A 17,038-nucleotide genomic window follows, 5' to 3' on the forward strand; every position below is an offset into this window, starting at 1 on the left:
AAAATAATGATTGAAAACGCTTCCTTTTGTGTATATACTCTTACTACATCACAGAGACAGCAGCTTAGAAAGCATCAGGGGATAAGCAAAAACGACCTCATGCGTATGCACAAGGTCGTTGCTGTTATCCCGTTTTGAAAGACTGATTTGATGTCTTACTTTACTTTGACTGGAGCTGGATATTTTTTACCCAGCGTATCCACAGTGACTTTTTTCATCGTAGCCGGTTTGATCGGTTTGTCATTGCTATCTCGTTTGGAATTGACGATAGCATCGACCACATCCAACCCGGACGTTACTTTACCGAAAGCGGCATATTGACCGTCGAGGTAGTCCGCATCGGCAACCATGATGAAAAATTGCGATCCGGCCGAATCCAGATCCGCTGAGCGGGCCATGGATAATACGCCACGTGTATGTTTGAGTGTATTGTTAACACCATTGCTCTTGAATTCGCCTTTGATACTGTAGCCGGGGCCACCTGTACCGTTACCTTGCGGATCACCACCCTGAATCATAAAGCCTGGGATGACACGGTGGAAAATGGTACCGTTATAGGCTCCCTTTTGCACCAAAGAAATGAAGTTGTTAACCGTGTTCGGTGCTACTTCCGGATACAGCTCAAGCTTAATTTTCTTGCCATCATTCATGACAATCGTGACAATCGGATGGGAAACAGCCTTGCTTTTGTCTTTAGTCGCAGCAGGAGTTGTAGTGCTTGTCCGGCTGGCAGCTTCCACATCGGCCGCTTTTGTGCCGCATCCAGCAACCAGCACGAGCATGATGGCCAGCAGGCACAGCGTGTACCATGGGCGTATCGTTTTTCGGTTCATTGATATTCCTCCTGAAAGGTTGGATGGTGTAACATCCTAAATTATAGTTTGGGGGCAGCGCAGAACACTTTTCCATTTTCTATCATACCTTTTTTGCTGGGGATAAGGAAATACGGGTTTGAAAGCCGTATTCTTGACCCATACTGCTGCTATTCCCAAGGAAAGGGGCAGGATCATGATGGAGGTAGACAAAAAGCTGGCGAAAGGTCTCATATGGGGTATGGCGTTCAGTCTGCCGGTTTGGGTAGGGGTGCTGTACTCAGTACAACATATTCGTGACTGGCTATAACATAAAGCGTAAAGATAGGCCAAAACCGTTGTGGTTTTGGCTTATTTATATTTGTGCCAGTCCAAATTGCTGTTATTCAGTAGATGCTCGAAGTTGTTATCCAGCTTCTTCTGTTCAGCTTTTTTTGCTTCGACGGCACGCTGCCGTTCGTCTTCTTTACGCTTGTCCTGTTCTGCTTGGGCTTCATTGGCTTGAGCCTTAAGCTTATTCAGCACATCCTGACTCAACAGATCTTTTAACGTAGCAGGTTTGTCCTGAGCCGCAGGAGCAGGGGAAGACGAATTTCTCTTCTTAGCCATGTCATCATCTCCATTCCATTCGATTATATCAGCTTCTGCACGGTTGTTCCACGATTGAAGGATGAGCTGGGCGGTAGACTTTTCTAATTTAGAGGGTAATAATGGAATGAGCAGAAGGGACGTGTGGCATCATGCATCTATATTGGAAGCGAAACCTGGTCATTTTGTGGATTGGAGTATTGTTTTGCAGCATGGCCTATTCCGTGTCTATTCCGTTTTTACCTATTTTTCTGAATACGGAAATGGGCGTAAATGATCATCTGGAACTGTGGTCGGGGATTGCCTTTGGAGTCACTTTTTTAGCCAGCGCGCTGATTGCCCCATTTTGGGGTTCGCTTGCAGATAAGTATGGACGTAAGCCGATGTTGATTCGTTCAGGCTTTAGCCTGGCGGTGTTGTACCTGATATGTGCTTTTGTGACAGATCCGTATGTGTTCGTAGGAGTACGGTTGTTTCAAGGCCTTCTATCCGGGTTTATTCCTGCTGCGATTGCGCTGGTCGGAACGGGCTCGCCTGAGGAGAAAACCGGCTATGCACTCGGTATTATGGCGACCGCTGGGGCGACAGGCAGCATTATAGGTCCGCTGATTGGCGGTGTAGTGAGCCATTATTATGGCAATCGAAATGCCTTTTTTTTCTCTGCAGCTCTTGTGCTGGTATCTGCGTTAATCGCGACTTTTGGCGCTAGAGAGGACAGCTTCAAGGGAACCAGTACCCGCTCGCATGTTCGTGATGATATCAAGGAGGCTATTGCTAATCGGCCTTTGTGCTTTTTGCTTATTCTGGCGGGATTAAGTACCTTTTCCGTCATGATATTGGAACCGTTAATTACGGTATATGTGCTTGAAATGGGAGTTGACCGTAGCCGGGCGTCTTTAAGTTCCGGGATTGTATTCTCAGCCGTTGGTATTGCGGCGGTGCTCATGGCTCCCCGATGGGGACGGATTGGAGGCCGGACCGGATTTGCACACGTGCTGCTGATTGGACTGATCGGTTCGGGAATCGGGAACATCTTACAATTTTTTGTAACCAACTTTGTTGGTTTTGGTGCGCTTCGGTTTGGATATGGATTATTTTATGCGTCCGTCATGCCGGCTATCAACGCAATGACTGTGGAGGTCACCAAGCCGGAGTTTCGCGGACGAGCCTTTAGCTTGAGCCAATCAGCTACTCAACTCGCGACCATGGCGGGGCCGTTGATTGGCGGTATGCTTGGCAGCTGGATGCCAATCCGCTGGATCTTTGTGTTAAACGGAGGCATACTGCTGCTTGCAGCGTTGTTGCTATGGGCGAAGGGAAAAAACGTGTTCCCAGTTTCAGCCAGGAAGAACGTAACGGATCAGGATATTCATTCTGCCGGATAAGCGAATCACACAGGATTGTCTAAGAGGACAACCTTAGAGCTCATAGAGCAGGTCTTTTTTTTTGTGCTATTAGATAATTATCCCAAACCTTTACTTTTAGTATACTTATTCATAACCCTCTACACTGATAATATGACAAGGAGGGATATATTATGATAAGAGACGACATTTTGCGTCAACAGCTTGAGAAAGCTCGTCAAAAGCTGTATATTTTGCAAGCAAAACATGGCTTTAATCATGCCAGTGTGCTCAGACAGTCTGTAATTATGGATAACCTCATCAATCAATATAACCACCTTTTTTATATAAAAGAAAAAAAGCCGACTGCATAAATGCAACCGACTGGGCGAGAAACTTTTGGTGAGGTCACTCGCCCTTGTACTGTAGCGCTAATACCTATACAACGATGCTTATCTTAACTTTTATAACTAGTGTGCAATCTATCATTTTAGGTACGGTTCGTTTGATGAGCACTCAGTAGGACACCTATAATGACGACCAAACCACCAATGATTTGGCGCCATGTAATCGTTTCTTGCAAAAGCAACACAGAAAATAAGACTCCAAATATCGGAACCAAATTCATCAGAGAAACGGAACTGCTCGGTGACAGCTTGATTAATCCGTAATTGTAAAGTAAAAATGCGATAACGGAGCAGAATACGCCCAGATATACTAACAACATAAACGATCCTGTTGTCGGAGCCTGCCAACTATCCTTTTCTAATAGAGCCAACGGTATAAAAAAGATACTTCCTGCAACAGTTTGATAAAAAGATAACGTCACAGGCGGATATTTGTCCACTACCTTGCGCGTCATGAAAGTGTAAAACGCCCACGCAAAACCCGTTCCAATCAATATTAAATTTCCGATTAGTTGATTCTTACTATCCGAGCTTTCGCCAACTGAAGTCAAGAAATATACCCCGATCATGGCCAATGCTATACCGCAAATTTTATATTTGGATATTTTCACTTTATACAAAATAAGTTCAAGCAGCGATGTAATTGCGGGATATGATGCAACAATTAATGCTGCGTTGGAAGCGGTAGTCAAGCTAACCCCTATATTCTCCATTGAAAAATAGAGAGTGATTCCCAAAACACCACTAAACGAAATCGTAACCAAATCTTTTGGCTTTACTTTGATATGTTCTTTTTTAATCAGCAAAACGATACCTAGCACAACGGAAGCTATAATAAATCTGGATAGACCCAAGGTAAGAGGGGGGAACGTCGTGTAGGCTGCTTTGGTGGCAATAAACGATGTACTCCAGATCAATAGGGCCAGAATCGTAGAACCGTAGTAAATCCGGCTGCTTTCGCTGTGATGAGCTATGACTTTGTTCAAGTTAAATCCTCCCTGAGATAATCCCCTGTGAAATGATGATAGTAGCTACTAAAGTGACTACTATAAAAACGTTACTAAAAAGATAGTGTGTATATCAGTTTTTGTCAAGGGGAAGTGATATAGTAAGGATGAACACGAATTGAGGAGAAGACGTCATGAAACCAAAACCAAATATATTAGAAATTCTACGGGATTTGAATTTTAGTGAATATGAAGCCAAGGCTTATGTGACCTTATTGGAAAGCTCTCCACTTTCGGGATACGCCGTTTCATTGAATTCCGGGGTACCGAGATCCAAAATTTACGAGGTTTTGTCTGGAATGGTCAACCGTGGGGATATCATGGTCAGTCAAGAAAATACGCCTCTGTATGTGCCGCTCCCGCCACATGAATTGATTGCCCAGAGAAAACGCAAAGCAGAGCAGATTTTCAATGTGGCGCAAGAGAGTTTGGAGCAGTACACAGCATCATTTCAAAATAGAGAGAATATTTGGAATATTTCGGGGTATGAAGCCATTATCAATCGCATAAATGAAGGGGTAAAGGGAGCAAAACACCGAATTTTATTGGAAATTTGGAAAGAGGATGCCGAGGTGTTCCGAGATGCCTTAGAGCAAGTCGCTCAGCAAGGAATTGAAGTGATCATTGTAGCGTATGGGGAGCTTAATTTTGATTTCGCTACTGTTTACCGCCATGATATGAGTGAGGAGATTACGTCTGAAATTGGTGGTCGGTGGATTGTACTTAGCGTAGACGACCGGGAGGTCGTAGCTGGCATACTTTCACTTGGTGATGACAGCCGCGCTGCATGGACGTTACATCCGGGTCTGGTGATGCCGATTACAGAAGTGATTATTCATGATATTTATATCATGGAAATCCTATATGAGTTTCGTGAACAATTAGAGGCGAAATTCGGCCCTAATCTAATTCATCTTCGCAATAAATTTGCTATGGGTCCGAATGGCAAAGGATATTATGTTCCTTTGACTGAAAAAAGCATTAAACGTGTATAGAGATTGTCTGAGGTCCGATGTGCAAAAATAAACAGGCCCATGGAGTGTTATTCCATGAGCCTAATTTTATTGATGTTGTGTTCAATTATTTTACGGTTACAATCACACGTTGATAATGCTTTAAAGGATGTTTTCCATTATCCTGTACTTCTGCAATGATATGAAGTGTATTCCCTGACTTAGCATCTGCAGGAACTGTGAAACTAACTGCATTCGTATCACTACCTTGCAAGTCAATCGTGTTTACTTTCTCGCCTTTAGCTACTTCTCGATGAAGCCCAAGCTGCATTTCCCCCAGCAATTCAGGTTTAACTTGTGCTGGTTTTACTTTAGAATCCTCATACGTGTCTGCTTCAAAATATCTCCACCATTTATAGGTCAATTGATTACCGTCGGGATCTGAACCTTCTGCATGCAGGGTTATTTTCTCCCCTGGACTAGCGGTTAGGTCTAATCCTTCTTTAATGGTCAACGTTGGATTGTGGTTGGCATCTTTGTAGTCGGATGCAATAGCCCAATCTGCACGAGCAGCAAAGTCATTTTGAATATCATCAAACCAACGCATCAGAGAATACTCTGCTTCGAATTTTTTCGTATGCACATCATAATCTAACACGGTATTTCTAAATAATTTATCGTTAACGACACCGAAACGACCTCCCCAGCCACCATAGGTTGGGTTTTCCATACTCCGCAATCCGTTATCAATTAAATAGAAGAAGGATGGAGAATCACCTTCAGAAATAAAGTCATACTTGTCGTATTGTGGATTTTTCTTTAAGTAGGCTTCACTGCCTCTTTGTTCTTCATCCAACTCGCCTTTGATGATATTGCCATCGCCCATCAAGGCATACATATTGAGCAACTTGCCATGACCATCTTTAATATTTTTGAAGTTCCATTCCCCGTGCAACTTGCTGTTTACTTCTTCTGTGTGCATTTTCCAAGCATAAGCGAAATGCCAGAAGTTAGATTGATCATTAATAATTCTGATGTCAGGCCAATTTTTAGCGATGTAATTATTGTAGCTATCGTCCTGGTCCAGAATGATGTACAGTACGAGTTTATCACTTACTTTTTTTCGAATCGTTTCCCATTGATCTGTATTTTTATATTCGTCTTCAATGGACTTTAAAGCTCTGGCCGTGGTATTGGTTCCACCCCAAGTTTGTACGTACAAATCTCTTTTGTCATCGTCCATGAAAAGTGTTTTAAGGAAATTGGAGCCTTCCGTTTCTTTGTCCATTTCACCTTTATTTGAAATGTTACCTATTTTGGTAACGCTCTTGATATATTCAGGCTTTGGATATCCCTCGGCATGTTTGATTAAGTTGGGATAAATCTCTCCGTAGGCATCAATCATGTCCGTTACCCATTGCGTTCCGGTCCATCTAAATGGCTTGATGCCAGCCTTTTCATCACCTGCATAATGATATACGGAGCTAGTCAGTACAATCCCCGACAAATCCATTTCATTGGAGTAAAGAAGAAAGCGAATGACAGAGTTCATATCATCTACTTCTCCATCGGTAGTGATTACCGTTCTGGCCTTGGTTGCTTTATTTTCTACTTTATTTTCCGTTTGTTTTTCTGTTGGAGCAGCGCTTTCATCCTTCACAACGGCGGGAGCCTTACTACTACAGCCACTGATGATCAAAATACAAATCATGGCTAATAAAAAAATGCTTAACCCTTTTCTTTCTCTCATTTCTGTTCCCCTCTCTGAACGTTCCTATGATGTTTTTTTAGGATTATAACCATGTAGGTATTCTTTTTATTCAAGATTTAGGCATAAAAAAAACCTAAACATATATATGCCTCAACAAAAGTCGAGCATACATACATTTAGGTTTTGCCTGCATGATCAGTCACAATCCTGATTCAATTTTACATCATTGTCCGAGAAAATGAAAGCGGTTTATGAATCCCGGCATAAAATTAGTTTTACGCTTTGAATAAACCGGATTCTTTGACTTCAGACAGGAAGTTGTGGAACTCAGGAATGTTCAGCTGTTGCTGAGCATCGGACAAAGCGACTGCCGGGTTCGGGTGAACTTCCACCATGATACCGTCAGCTCCAGCAGCCAGGGCAGCTTTGGCGCAGGGGGCCAGGATGTCCTTGCGTCCTGTGGAGTGAGTCACGTCCACCAATACAGGCAGATGGCTTTCCTTTTTCAAAATCGGAACAGCGGAAATATCCAGCGTGTTACGCGTCCATTTTTCGTACGTACGGATACCGCGTTCAATCAGCATGACTTGCGTGTTACCACGGGAAACGATGTATTCAGCAGCATGAAGGAACTCTTCCATTGTGGCAGCCAGTCCGCGTTTGAGCAGAACCGGAGTTCTAGTTTCACCTGCAGCTTTGAGCAATTCAAAGTTGTGCATGTTGCGCGCACCAATTTGAATAATGTCGATGTATTGGATCGCTTCCTCCAAATGTCTTGGATCGACGATTTCACTGATTGTAGCCAGCCCGAACTCGTCGCCTACACGTTTGAGAATTTGCAGTCCTTCCACGCCCAGTCCTTGGAAATCGTACGGAGACGTACGTGGTTTGAACGCACCACCACGCAGAATCGGCACACCGGCTTCCTTGAGAGCCGCACCTACTTCGCGAGTTTGCTGGTAGCTTTCGACCGAGCAGGGACCTGCGACCATAATGGAGGCTTTGCCGCCCACCAGCGTATCTTTAACCTTGATAACTGTGCTATCCGGTTGATTTTTGCGGCTGACGATCAGATGTTTTTTGTGTTCTTCTTTTTGATAGTTCAAAGAAGCCTTGAAAATATTTTTGAACAGCTGGCGAATCGTAGCATCGTCAAAAGGCCCACGGTTAGCCGCGATCAGCTTGTCCAGCATTTGTTGCTCACGTACCGGATCAAAGTCAGGTACCCCTTGAGCTTCCTTCAATTTTCCAAGTTGTCCCGCCAGTTCAGCGCGTTGGGACAGCAACTCCAGCAATTGCAAATTTGTAGCATCGAGCTGTTCACGCAGCAGCTCCAAAGAATTTTCATTTGTAGACATACAGTACACCCTTCCCAAATTTAAATTTGTTTTTTCTGTCAGCCCATGGACTTTTCTTGCAGAAAATAACACAAAAAGGCACTCGTCGCAAGGGACGAATGCCGTGGTACCACCCTAATTACAGAAGTATACATACGAATCGTCAACGTCGTTCAGTCGACGGCAGTAACTTCTGAGCTTGATGCCCGTAACGGGGGCTTCCGGAAACCTCTACTGCGGACAAAGGAATGAATCCTTCTGTCGGTTCAAGGCTCGACTCGGGAGTGAATTTCAACGCGGGATTGCGGTACGCTCTCAGCAATTCGTACCTTTCTGTGGGAATCCGTTAGACGTTTACTTGTCTCCGTCACTGTCTTTGTTCATGGTATTCAAAAGATTTGACCTTATTTTAAACAAAGTAGGTGCAGAAGGCAAGCCCTGATTATCAGGTTCAGTTTTCGCACCGTTTTGAATCGGTTATAATGTGAACAGCAACGGGACCCCCTTGCAATCTAAAAGACGTGATGTCCGAGGAGGAATTATGAGCAAAATCAGAGTATCGGCGGTTCAATATCATCTGCATACGATTGACTCATTCGAGCAATTTGCCCTGCAATCGGAACATTATATCAAAACAGCGGAGGAATTTGGCGCGGAATTTGTTCTGTTTCCCGAGTTTTTTACGACCCAGCTTATGTCGATTGGTGATAGTGAAGGCAAAGCTCTGACGATCAACTACCTGCCGGATTTTACGGACCGGTACCTTGAATTATTCACTTCGTTCGCACGTCGAACCGGGATGCATATTATCGGTGGCACTCATGTAGTTAGGAGAAACGAACGTTTATATAATACGGCACATTTGTTTTACCCGGACGGGCGTGTGGCCACTCAGGACAAAATTCACATTACACCGACAGAGGTGCATGAATGGAATATGGCTCCCGGTGAGGGGCTGAATGTGTTTGAGACGTCCAAGGGCACCATAGCGATGCTGACCTGCTATGATATTGAATTTCCCGAAATCGTTCGCATGGCGAAGGCCAAGGGAGCAGATATTATTTTCTGTCCTTCCTGTACGGACGATCGTCACGGATTTTACCGGGTACGATATACAAGCCACGCCAGAGCGGTTGAAAATCAGGTGTATGTCGTTTTAACGGGAACTGTCGGCGCTTTGCCTACGGTTGATTTTATGCGTGCCAATTATGGACAAGCCGCAGTCATTACACCCAATGACATTCCTTTTCCGCCACGCGGCATTATGGTGGAGGGTGAACTGAACAACGATATGATTGTGACAGCAGATCTCGATTTGCAGCTGTTGTACGATGTGCGCGAGCGGGGCTCGGTTACAACCTGGCGTGACCGTAGAACAGATTTATACACAGACTGGAGCTAATGAAAGGAAATAAGCCATGTATCGCAAAGAATGGTTCATCTTTGACGGCGATCGGCCGCTACGGGCGGTGATTCGTAATTATTCTACAGCCGATTATGAGGGATTGCTGCGTATTCAGCAGGAGAGCTTCCCCCCACCTTATCCGCAGGAGCTGTTATGGAGCCGGGAGCAGATTGCTAGCCAGACAGAGCATTTTGCAGATGGAGCGCTGTGTGTGGAAATTGAGGGGGAACTGGCGGGTTCGGTAACCAGCCTACTGATGCATTATAACCCCGAACATCCCCAGCATACATGGGAGGAAGTAGCAGATGACGGTTATATTCGTACGCATTGTGAGGACGGCAAGGCGCTGTATGTGATTGATTTGGCGGTACGTCCTGCTTACCGCAGATTGGGTCTGGGCAAATGGCTGATTTTTTCCTTATATCATCTTGTGATTGAACGGAGACTGGATCGTTTGCTGGGCGCGGGGCGTATGCCTAGTTATCAGCATCATGCCGACCAATTGAGCGCAGAAGCGTATGTGGATGCCGTAGTGTCTGGTGAGCTGAAGGACCCGGTATTAACTTTTCTGCTTCGTTGCGGACGGGTGCCTGTTTGTATCCTGCCGAATTATTTGGATGATGAACAATCGCGTAATTATGCTGCCCTCATGGAATGGCGAAATCCGTTTCATACCCATCACTAATTGTAGAGGAGCGTGTCCTATCCTATGGAATATCATCGCATTACTCATATTGAAGACCCCTTGTTTGCGAGCATGCATCAGCTAATGCAGGAAGTATTTCCACCAGAGGAAGTGCTGGAGTACAGTCTGTGGAAGGAACCGCTGGAAGACCCGGGTATTCGTGTCTTTGTTGCGGTACAGGATGATAAGGTAGTTGGTGCAACAGAGTATCGTTATTATGAGGACTTTAATGTAGCTATGACAGATTTTACGATCATCGGACAACCGGGACTGGGCATTGGCCGTTTTCTTTGGACACGACGCCAGAATGACTTGCACGCGCTTGCTCAGGCCAGCGGACAGCAGTTACAGGGGATGTTTGCTGAAATCTATGACCCTTACCGTGGCAACGAGCATCCCTTTGGTGGTGTCAAGCCAATGGACCCGTACGTGCGACGTGAGGTGCTATCTCATCTGGGCTATAAGCGTTTGGATCTGGACTACGTACATCCGTCCTGGAATAACGATGGTGTAGCAGTAGAAGGGCTGAATTTAGGCTTTATGCCTGAGGATGATAGCGTGGAAGAAGTGAGCGCCAAATTGGTGGCAGCTTTTATACGTCGGTACTATACAGTATTGCCGAACAAGCCTGCTGTCTGGAACGAAATGGTAGATGGATTGGAAGCTAAATCGACAGTAGCATTGCTGCCATTGTAAACATATGAAGTACAAAAAGGGTGCACTCAAGCCATGTATCATCTGCGTGGCTTAGGTTGCACCCTTTTTGCATTCTCTAATTGACCCTTTCATTTTCCTTGATCCCTGGGTTCGGGCTTCGCAGATGCGACTCCTCGTGGGTTATCTTCGGCCGAAATATCATCTGTAGTTGTCTTGTCCGCGGTCCTACGTTCGTCTGCTTCCACAGGATTCAAGGTTTTGTAGCGCTTATACTCCATATCGGCCTGAGACATCGGATCTTTATACATAGGAGATCAGTCAACTCCTTTCTGTTATACACTTCATTACCCGCATACCAGAATTGGTAACCGTTTTCTTTCACCTGATAAAATGAAGTGGTTAATCCAGCATATCGTCGCTGTCCAGTTGCTCTTCTTCGTCTCCATCCGTACCGTTCAGCAAATCGGTACCATGCAGGAATTCAGCAGGAGCAGAAGGATCGACAGGACTGTTCGGTGTCAGTTCATCGGCATCTGGGACGTCCTCCAGAGGAGTATCCGGCCCTTCCGTCAGATTCTCCCAGTTGGTTTCTGCATTTTGCAGAGAAGGCTCAAAATCATTGTCATGTAGCTCATTAGCTCGATCATCACGATTGGCCATGTTGCTCAGCTCCTTTATTTTTTGTTGCTTATTCCGACCTTACCCAAACAGCAGAACGGCTAAACCTTGAGTTAGTGTGTCTGTAGGAAGTTAAAATCATGCGAATAGGGATATGCCCATTCTCAATTAGCGTTTTTTTGGTAACTGCTGTGATATGATAAAGAAGATAGGGAGGGATATGAATTGGAATGGTACATGTTTGGTCCGATGATTAGTCGTATCCGAGTAGGTCAAAAGGCATCTACCCCGGGATTTTCCCGCACCCTCATTCGGCGCCCGGAAGGCTTATACTGGACAGATGGCGGACAAGCCGGAAAAATAGTAGAAATACGCGATTATTTATTTTCCGATATTTGGACGATCTATGAAGATGAAGATTGTGAACCATGGTTGGGGCTTAGAGAGCAGAAAGAGCGGCGCGAACAGGAAATGATCATTAATCAATATGAAGATTTTACAAAAAATGAGTAAAAAGAACATGATACCCTTCTTATGAAGAAGGTATGCACATCATCGTATAGAATAATATAATTTCAGGACGTAAAAAATGTTAAAACGTATACAAACTTGTAAATCCTACTATGTAACTTTGAGGTGCTTAACATGAGGCATGTGCCCAAAGCTGTCGCCACCCTGCTAGCGGTCATTGTGTTGCTGTTGTCGCTGGGCCACTCCGCCTATGCGGCCAAAATGACCCCGGAAAGGGATTATAAAATACCCTCCTGGGATATGAGATGGGGAGCGGTAGACGAGGATGGCTCTTTAGATGAGGTAAAGGATCGCAGCAAGGTCTGGATGCATATTGAAGATGATACACAACTGCTTAGGCAGCCCGGTAATATAGGCTCCGCCTGGATTCGTATTAAGTTACCTTCGTTAAATGATGAAACGCCAGCGGTACTTTTTGAAAATATTTATGGCAGGCATATTACGCTGTATAAAGATGGGACCAATTTTTACGAATCCTACCGTGGGTACAATTATGAGAATAATCGTATTCTGATTCCGCTGAAGCCGGAAGACAGCGGTAAAACATTATACATATGGACGGAAAGCAGTAAGAATAGACTGGGCATTATCGGCAATGTGATGACCGGTGATTATCGTGATTTATTGGGAACCTTGGTCAGAATGGATGTTTTAGATATTGTACTGGGCAGTACGTTTATCTTTATCGCCCTGGTATTACTGATCTGCTCGTTTTTTCTGTTCCGTCCGAGTATGGCCATGTGGCTGTCCCTAAGTGCGATTGTATTGTCTATTGGTCTGATGATCGTAACGTATTCACCATTCTTGTATACATTCTATCGCGGCTATGGCAAGCTGTACTTACAACTTTTTGATGTGGCACTATTTATTCTGCTACCTTCATTAGCCTACTTTTTTGAGCAAAATATCAATTCGATTATACTGATTCGCAAATTCAGAAAGGTGTTAACCGCCTACTCTTTGTTCTGCTTTACCATGATGATTGTTAATTTAGGAGCACAGGAGCGGTTGAACGATATATATTATTTTTTTAGTGTAGTCATCCTGGGTATATTACTCGTCGCCTTAATGATACTGCTGGTATTTGCTTCGGTTCGCATGGCACTTAAGGGTGATCACGAAGCGATCATTTTATCGACAGGCTTTGCATTTTTTGCAGTCATCTCTATCGGGGAACTGAGCTGGTTCTTTATTCTGGACGGACACTACAATATGTTTTTGTGGAAATGGGGCGTGTTCGGTTTTGTACTGGCGTTGATCGCGATTTTGGGCAGAAGACTGGCAGAAAAGCACAAGCAGGTGGTTCGGTATTCCAGAGAACTGGAGATGTTCAATAATGAGCTTCAACGTTCGGAGAAAATGGAGATTATTAGCGATCTGGCTGCATCTGTAGCTCATGAGGTACGTAATCCCCTTCAGGTTACACGTGGATTTCTTCAGTTGATGAGCAAGCAGGAGGATGGAAAAAACAAAGACTATCTACATATCGCTCTGGAGGAGCTGGATCGAGCTTCCGCGATTATTACTGATTTTTTGACTTTTGCCAAGCCAGAGTTTGACCAAACCAAAACGTTGACCATATTGGACGAATTCAAACATATTGAAGGAATCATCAGTCCAATGGCTAATTTGCAAGGTGGAAAAATTTCACTGGATATTCCCCAGGAAATCAAAGTACGCGGGAATTCCTCCAAGTTCAAGCAGGCGTTCATCAATATTATCAAAAACAGCATTGAAGCGCTGCGAGACCAGGGTCATATTCATATATGGGCTTATGTGGACAACGGAGAAGCTGTCATTCATATTCGGGATAATGGTGAAGGGATGGATGCTCAGACTTTATCCAGACTAGGTGAGCCTTATTTCTCGAATAAGACAAAAGGCACGGGTTTGGGGATGATGGTGACTTTTCGGATTATTGAAACGATGAATGGAAAAATAACTTTTACAAGTGCAAAAGGGGTGGGAACGGAAGCGACCATCCGCTTCCCCGTAGCCGGATAATATCCGGCTTTTTTGCATTCGGAGAAAACGGAGGGAAGCTTGCTGAGCCCACCCACATGAGATTAAGGAATATAGATTAAATAAGCATTAACAACCAATTTACCACATCGAGCGAGGTTTCTGGGATGCAGCGAGTACACCGGAGGGGTCTGGAGGAATTACCAGAAAAAACTGATCAGGCGTTTCCTCTAACGTTTTGATTTGGATATGATCGGGGATCACGACTCCTAACACATCACGAATTGCAGATTTGGGATCTGTCATCAGTTTCTCTCTGAAACTGGCATCCTCCCAAGCTTTTTGAATGACTTGTGTTTGAAGAACTTCAGTAGCCATCAAAAATCACCCTCTCATTCAATTGGTTATATTTACCTAGTCAGTATACCACGAAAGACTCAGAAAAATCTAGCATTATTTCATATTTTTGGAGAGCCAGTAATCAAGTCCGCCTCTTCTCAAATGCGAGCGTCCGCCTTCAATTTCCGCCGCCACTTCGCCCAGCTCCGCTGCGATAGAATGTGCAAAACTACGTAGGCCGTGGATAGAAGGCTCCAGGGTCTCTAACTGTTGGACTGCTTGATCGGCAATGTTCACATAGTTGGCGAGCGCACCGCGTACATAAATCGCTTCCTGAATCTGTTTGGGTCCCAATCCTTCACAGTAAGCCGTCTTCTGCTCGGCACTGATATGGGACAAAAGACAGTTATAGCTATGTTCGACCAAATCTTCTGACCAATCCGCCCAATCATCCGACATTTGAAGCACGAGTAGCGCCAAGTCCGTCATATCTGTAATGATCTGGATCAGATCGGCACGGCCTGCAAGCAGTAAAGCACCCGTTCCGGCCATTTTTAATGGACTTGCTTTCAGCGCGACCTTATTTCTTTCCCCTTGAAAATAGTCCTCTGTTCCTTCGGATGTCACACTAACGGCCCATTCATCAATATACGTTCGGGCATATGACCAAAAAGGAGAGGTTGCCGGAAAAAGGTCCCGATATACGCTTAGACACTCGGTATAGAATAGCTGGCTTAACGCGAGTTGCGTTTTACGGTTGTCTGCTGCTGTGTCCATCACATCATCTTGAATTAAATAGTGAGCCATGACGAATACGTTGCCAAGTGACAGCTTGCGGCATGTTTCGGGGGGGAGTCCGGTGAGTTCTTGCAGCCAAAATGGAAGCAAATAGCATATGTAATTACGCGTGCTGTCTTCCCTCAACGGATTAAAACGCGCCAGATAGTCCAAACCCTCTTGCTGAAAGGGAGCTGGAAACGTGGACGTCCGTTCCTCCGCTTGACGAAATACTTTTTCCAATTCGTCTTTGTATGCAAAATACCATTCCATCGCTATCACCTGCATCTCTTATGAATATTTTTATAGCGATTTCTAGTTGTTAACCGCCATTATACAACAGATTGCAATTTTCAAGATTTTGTTATTTTTACATTGAGAATGTTGTAAAAAGGATATCGACAAAAATCCCGGCTGGGAAGATCCCGCCGGGATTTTGTTTTTTTAAAATTAGATGATCTCTAAATAGTCAATATAAGCATCCCATGTCCCATCATCGGCTGTTACAACAAGCTCAATCTCTTGATTTCCGGTTCCATGGCTGACATTGTTTAAAGTATAGACCGCAGGACTGCTCCCGCCGAAATAGAAGGTACCCTTCGTTTGTCCACCAATTTTCAAGTCAACTTTGGCCATGTTGGAATTATTTGAAGCACCACGGAGTGAAAAACTATGGGTGCCACTGGTAAAATTCTGTGTGAATTTCACTGAATCATTGTTGGAGTATAAAGCCACTCCGTTGAACGGCGAGCTGATATTTGAAGTGTACTGACCGCCTTTGGTCATATTCTCTGCTTCCACTTTTGTGCCTTTGTTTGGCGGCGTTTCGCCGTTTCCGCCATCAGGCGCTACTGCCCGGCCATTGCTTGGTGAGATCATACCAGAGCAAAGGTTACGGTTTTTGAGGTTCTGTGCAATTTGTGGAATAGCTTGGAGTGTAGTCTGGTACTGATCATGCATCAGGATCACATCGCCGTTTTTAAGTTTGCCCGCAGCAGCTACGATCTGTGCGGTGGAGGCGCCGTTCCAGTCTTGGGAGTCAACGTTCCACAATACTTCGGTAAGACCGTTTTGGGTCTCAATGGATTTGAGGGTTGCGTTGGTCTCGCCATACGGAGGACGGAACAACTTTGGTGCCGTGCCAGTAATGGACTGTATCATTTGCTGCGTGCGTGTAATTTCCGATGACATCTGCGATGTGCTCAGTTGTGTCATATGCGGATGTGACCATGAATGATTACCGATCCACATGCCTGCTGCTTGCTGGTCACGTACAAGCGAAGGATTATTCTGCGCGTTTTGTCCAAGATTAAAGAGCGTCGCGCGTAAACCGTTTTGCTTCAGAGCACTAAGCAGCGCTTTGGTGTTAGAGGGATTGGGACCATCGTCGAAGGTTAACGCTACATAACCGCTCGAGCAATCAGCCGCAAGCGCCTGGTTGCTCGAGATCACCAGCGAGCCAGTGAATAAAGACAAGGTGATTGCCATAATCGCCGTCCATTTTCCTGCTTTAGCTATAAACATGGGTCTACCTCCTAGCTATTTTAATATAGTATGGATGTTCCGATACTCCGAACCGATTCAACTCTTTACTAGATTTGAAATTTTAGTCGATCTCCAAATAGTCAATATAAGCATCCCATGTCCCGTCATCGGCTGTTACAACGAGCTCGATCTCTTGGTTTCTGGTGCCATTATTGCCGCCAATCGTAATTGTATTACTAGTTACATTGGCACTCCGACTGCTTTGGTATCCCTCTACAGTAAGTGAAGCTTCATACATCTTGTCCATGTCTTCCCACTTTTTGAAGTGCTCGCTGACCGATATGGTTTTGCTCGTGCGTTTGGATGTCCATAAAAATAACCTTATTTTTTTGTTTCATTGGACTTTTCTCCTGTAGCCTCA

18 protein-coding genes, 1 pseudogene and 1 other annotated feature are annotated in these 17,038 nt (G+C 44.7%); of the genes and pseudogenes, 8 read left to right on the top strand and 11 right to left on the bottom strand.

What is annotated here, in order from left to right; all coding sequences use genetic code 11:
* Positions 1-155 precede the first annotated feature (155 nt).
* Entirely contained in the window at positions 156-833 is a 678-nt protein-coding gene (locus MKY24_RS05650; RefSeq protein WP_023987315.1) for a peptidylprolyl isomerase, read from the bottom strand.
* A gap of 330 nt (positions 834-1,163) precedes the next feature.
* Positions 1,164-1,421, bottom strand: a complete 258-nt coding sequence (locus MKY24_RS05655) for a YqkE family protein (RefSeq protein WP_023987317.1) — start codon at positions 1,419-1,421, stop codon at positions 1,164-1,166.
* Between the two features lie 131 nt (positions 1,422-1,552).
* Here MKY24_RS05655 and MKY24_RS05660 point away from each other — a divergent pair, with 131 nt between their 5' ends.
* Both MKY24_RS05660 and MKY24_RS05665 read left to right on the top strand, forming a co-directional pair.
* Positions 1,553-2,785, top strand: a complete 1,233-nt coding sequence (locus tag MKY24_RS05660; RefSeq protein ID WP_023987318.1) for an MFS transporter — start codon at positions 1,553-1,555, stop codon at positions 2,783-2,785.
* 152 nt (positions 2,786-2,937) lie between these two features.
* Positions 2,938-3,117, top strand: coding sequence for an aspartyl-phosphate phosphatase Spo0E family protein (locus MKY24_RS05665; RefSeq protein WP_025723205.1), 180 nt, complete (start codon positions 2,938-2,940; stop codon positions 3,115-3,117).
* Between the two features lie 116 nt (positions 3,118-3,233).
* Here the strand turns inward: MKY24_RS05665 and MKY24_RS05670 are convergent, their stop codons facing one another.
* A complete protein-coding gene (locus MKY24_RS05670; protein WP_023987320.1) occupies positions 3,234-4,136 on the bottom strand; it encodes an EamA family transporter in 903 nt (300 codons plus the stop codon).
* A gap of 155 nt (positions 4,137-4,291) precedes the next feature.
* On the opposite strand from MKY24_RS05670, the gene MKY24_RS05675 reads away from it, so the two are divergent.
* Positions 4,292-5,152 (top strand): TrmB family transcriptional regulator, encoded by an 861-nt coding sequence (locus MKY24_RS05675; RefSeq protein WP_023987321.1) that lies wholly within the window; start codon positions 4,292-4,294, stop codon positions 5,150-5,152.
* An 85-nt stretch (positions 5,153-5,237) separates the two neighbouring features.
* On the opposite strand, the gene MKY24_RS05680 is transcribed toward MKY24_RS05675, so the two are convergent.
* Together MKY24_RS05680 and MKY24_RS05685 are read right to left on the bottom strand one after the other, a co-directional pair.
* Complete coding sequence (locus tag MKY24_RS05680) at positions 5,238-6,860, bottom strand: nucleoside hydrolase-like domain-containing protein (protein WP_339201570.1); 1,623 nt, start codon at positions 6,858-6,860, stop codon at positions 5,238-5,240.
* A 236-nt stretch (positions 6,861-7,096) separates the two neighbouring features.
* Positions 7,097-8,179, bottom strand: a complete 1,083-nt coding sequence (locus MKY24_RS05685) for a bifunctional 3-deoxy-7-phosphoheptulonate synthase/chorismate mutase (protein ID WP_013309063.1) — start codon at positions 8,177-8,179, stop codon at positions 7,097-7,099.
* A gap of 87 nt (positions 8,180-8,266) precedes the next feature.
* Positions 8,267-8,538 (bottom strand) — a binding site (T-box leader).
* 161 nt (positions 8,539-8,699) lie between these two features.
* Here MKY24_RS05685 and MKY24_RS05690 point away from each other — a divergent pair.
* From MKY24_RS05690 to MKY24_RS05700, 3 genes are read left to right on the top strand one after another with little or no spacing between them, the layout of a single operon-like run.
* Complete coding sequence (locus tag MKY24_RS05690; RefSeq protein ID WP_028543188.1) at positions 8,700-9,560, top strand: carbon-nitrogen hydrolase family protein; 861 nt, start codon at positions 8,700-8,702, stop codon at positions 9,558-9,560.
* 16 nt (positions 9,561-9,576) lie between these two features.
* A complete protein-coding gene (locus MKY24_RS05695) occupies positions 9,577-10,248 on the top strand; it encodes a GNAT family N-acetyltransferase (RefSeq protein WP_023987324.1) in 672 nt (223 codons plus the stop codon).
* Positions 10,249-10,272: 24 nt separating this feature from the next.
* Positions 10,273-10,944: a hypothetical protein gene (locus MKY24_RS05700; protein WP_028543187.1), complete on the top strand. Its 672-nt coding sequence runs from the start codon at positions 10,273-10,275 to the stop codon at positions 10,942-10,944.
* Positions 10,945-11,033: 89 nt separating this feature from the next.
* Here MKY24_RS05700 and MKY24_RS05705 read toward each other — a convergent pair whose 3' ends face one another.
* Both MKY24_RS05705 and MKY24_RS05710 read right to left on the bottom strand, forming a co-directional pair.
* The gene (locus MKY24_RS05705; protein WP_028543186.1) at positions 11,034-11,213 is read right to left on the bottom strand and encodes a hypothetical protein; all 180 of its coding nucleotides are present in this window, start codon (positions 11,211-11,213) and stop codon (positions 11,034-11,036) included.
* 91 nt (positions 11,214-11,304) lie between these two features.
* Positions 11,305-11,565 (bottom strand): hypothetical protein, encoded by a 261-nt coding sequence (locus MKY24_RS05710; RefSeq protein ID WP_023987327.1) that lies wholly within the window; start codon positions 11,563-11,565, stop codon positions 11,305-11,307.
* Between the two features lie 183 nt (positions 11,566-11,748).
* On the opposite strand from MKY24_RS05710, the gene MKY24_RS05715 reads away from it, so the two are divergent.
* Positions 11,749-12,036 (top strand): hypothetical protein, encoded by a 288-nt coding sequence (locus MKY24_RS05715; RefSeq protein WP_023987328.1) that lies wholly within the window; start codon positions 11,749-11,751, stop codon positions 12,034-12,036.
* Positions 12,037-12,168: 132 nt separating this feature from the next.
* Positions 12,169-14,058 carry a sensor histidine kinase gene (locus MKY24_RS05720; protein ID WP_028543185.1) on the top strand — a complete coding sequence of 630 codons (1,890 nt, stop codon included), beginning with the start codon at positions 12,169-12,171 and terminating at the stop codon, positions 14,056-14,058.
* 99 nt (positions 14,059-14,157) lie between these two features.
* On the opposite strand, the gene MKY24_RS05725 is transcribed toward MKY24_RS05720, so the two are convergent.
* The 4 genes and pseudogenes from MKY24_RS05725 to MKY24_RS05740 all read right to left on the bottom strand — a co-directional run.
* On the bottom strand, positions 14,158-14,394 hold the full coding sequence (locus tag MKY24_RS05725; protein ID WP_013309068.1) for an NHLP leader peptide family RiPP precursor: 237 nt from the start codon (positions 14,392-14,394) through the stop codon (positions 14,158-14,160).
* A 75-nt stretch (positions 14,395-14,469) separates the two neighbouring features.
* Positions 14,470-15,405, bottom strand: a complete 936-nt coding sequence (locus MKY24_RS05730; RefSeq protein ID WP_028543184.1) for a hypothetical protein — start codon at positions 15,403-15,405, stop codon at positions 14,470-14,472.
* A gap of 177 nt (positions 15,406-15,582) precedes the next feature.
* Positions 15,583-16,656: a polysaccharide deacetylase family protein gene (locus MKY24_RS05735; RefSeq protein ID WP_339201571.1), complete on the bottom strand. Its 1,074-nt coding sequence runs from the start codon at positions 16,654-16,656 to the stop codon at positions 15,583-15,585.
* Positions 16,657-16,738: 82 nt separating this feature from the next.
* Positions 16,739-16,981: pseudogene (locus MKY24_RS05740) on the bottom strand (hypothetical protein); the annotation flags it as partial.
* Between the last annotated feature and the right edge of the window lie 57 nt (positions 16,982-17,038).

The sequence above is a fragment of the Paenibacillus sp. FSL P2-0322 genome (assembly GCF_037975315.1).
Lineage (GTDB): Bacteria > Bacillota > Bacilli > Paenibacillales > Paenibacillaceae > Paenibacillus > Paenibacillus polymyxa_B.